Annotated in this window: 2 protein-coding genes and 1 pseudogene; 1 reads left to right on the top strand and 2 read right to left on the bottom strand. The window is 77.5% G+C overall.

Annotated elements, in window-relative coordinates; all coding sequences use genetic code 11:
* Positions 1 to 417: hypothetical protein (locus DZF91_RS24360; RefSeq protein WP_147341345.1), on the bottom strand; the 417-nt coding region annotated here is incomplete at its 3' end.
* A 234-nt stretch (positions 418 to 651) separates the two neighbouring features.
* On the opposite strand from DZF91_RS24360, the gene DZF91_RS24355 reads away from it, so the two are divergent.
* Complete coding sequence (locus DZF91_RS24355) at positions 652 to 1,548, top strand: EamA family transporter (protein ID WP_117359615.1); 897 nt, start codon at positions 652 to 654, stop codon at positions 1,546 to 1,548.
* Between the two features lie 26 nt (positions 1,549 to 1,574).
* Here DZF91_RS24355 and DZF91_RS40255 read toward each other — a convergent pair.
* Positions 1,575 to 1,871, bottom strand: a pseudogene (locus tag DZF91_RS40255) (FAD-dependent monooxygenase); the annotation flags it as partial.

Raw genomic sequence — 1,871 nt, 5'->3', positions numbered from 1 at the left:
GGGCTCGCGCAGGTGCCGCAGCGCGCCCGCCGTCCAGCCGGCGAATCCGGCGGCGGCGAGCGCAGCCGCCGCCTCGGGCTGGCCGAGCAGCAGCAGCGACATCTGGACGACCGGGACCGCGAGCATCGCCAGCACTGCGCCGCGCCCCCACCGCAGCGCGCCGCCGAGCAGGTCGTCCTCCTCGAGGGAGGCGAGGAAGAACAGCCGGATCCAGCCGCCCGGCAGGACGCCGTAGAAGAACGCGAAGACCGGGATCCAGACCATCCGGGCGGCGATGGTGGCGGCGCTCAGCCGGGGCGGCGGCGGGGCGGGCAGGCTCGCGGCGGCCAGCCGTTCGGGCGGGGTCGCGGCGAGCAGGTCGCGGTCGTCCGTGGGCAGGGAGGGGTCGATCACGGGCCGGGGGCGGTCGTCGGTCATGGGCACTCCCACCGCTTCGGGGCAGAACGTCCGGTGGCCCTTCCGTGCCTATCACGGCGACGCGGGACCCTTCCAGCGCCCGCCCGGACGCTCACAACACCCGCACATCTAGTCCCCTCCGCCCCTCCGTCCCCACGACGGCCGGGTAGGTCCGGGACGGCGCGGTGGGTGCCGACCAGCGCCGGCGGCAGCCGGCTGTTGCCGTGATCCGGCCGGGGACGCTGGGGTGGGGGCATGACCACAGCACTGGCAGTCATCTTCGCCGGGGTCCTGCACGCGACATGGAACGCGATCGCCAAGGGCGCCTCGGACCGGTGGGCGTCGTTCGCGCTGATCGGGCTCGGGCAGGCCGTCCTGCTCGTCCCGCTGCTGGGGCTCGTGCCCCTGCCGGCCGCGGCGGCGTGGCCGTGGCTGCTCGGGTCCGTGGCCGTCCACCTGCTCTACATGGGCCTGCTGCTGATGTCGTACCAGCTGGGCGACTTCAGCCAGGTGTACCCGCTGGCGCGCGGGAGCGCCCCGCTCATCGTGGCGGGGGTGGCGGCGACGGTCCTCGGCGAACGGCTGTCCCCCGTCCGGTTCGGCGGCGTCGCGGCGATCTGCGGCGGCCTGGCCGTCCTGGCCTTCACCGGGTCCGGACCGTCCACGCCTCCGGGTGCGGACGAGGAGGCCGGGGAGCCGCCGGAGGCCGCGCGGCGGCGGGTGCGGGATCCGCGCGCGGTGGCGGCGGCGCTGGCGACCGGGGTGTCCATCGCCGCCTACACGGTGCTGGACGGGATCGGCGTGCGGACCGCCCACGGCGCGGCCGGGTACTCGGCGTGGCTGTTCGCCCTGGAGGCGCCGCTGACGGTCGCGGCCGTCCTGGCGCTGCGCGGGCGGCGCGCGCTGTCGGGCCTGCCGGTCCGGACGTGGGCGACGGGCCTGGCGGGCGGCGTCCTGGCGATGGCCGGATACGGGATCGTGCTGTGGGCGCAGACGCGCGGCGCGCTCGCGGCCGTGGCGGCGCTGCGCGAGACCGGTGTCATCGCGGGCGCGGTGATCGGCGCGGTGTTCTTCGCCGAGAGCATGGGCGCACGCCGCATCGCCGCCGCGTGCGTCGTCGCCGCGGGCGTCGTCCTCATCACCGGCGTCTGAGCACCGTCCGCGGCCCGCGGAGGCGTTCAGAGGGTGTGGCCGAGGGCCGTCCGGACGGCGGCGGCGACGGCTTCGGGCGTGGGGCTCTGGAGGGTCGCGGCGAGGTGGGCGTCGGGGCGGACGACCCACAGCTCGCCGGGACGCAGGTCGGGGACGGCCGCCCGGATCGCCGCCGGGTCCGGGCACGTGACGGGCGCGGCGGTCGCCCGCTCGGCGGCGGCCAGCAGCGTCCGGTGCGGGAGCGCGGGGTCGGCCAGCAGGGTGATGCCGTCCCGCAGGAGCTGCCGCAGCCGCAGCCGCGCCGGACGGTCCTGGTCGCCGCC

This window comes from Actinomadura logoneensis (genome assembly GCF_003428695.1).
In the GTDB taxonomy this organism is placed as follows: domain Bacteria; phylum Actinomycetota; class Actinomycetes; order Streptosporangiales; family Streptosporangiaceae; genus Spirillospora; species Spirillospora logoneensis.
The sequence above is the reverse complement of the archived record's forward strand: the minus strand, read 5'-3'. Positions and strand labels throughout refer to the sequence as shown.

What these genes read in the sequence shown, in the direction of transcription:
- DZF91_RS24355 (WP_117359615.1), top strand. Translation starts at nt 652, where the DNA reads ATGACCACAGCACTGGCAGTCATCTTCGCCGGGGTCCTGCACGCGACA.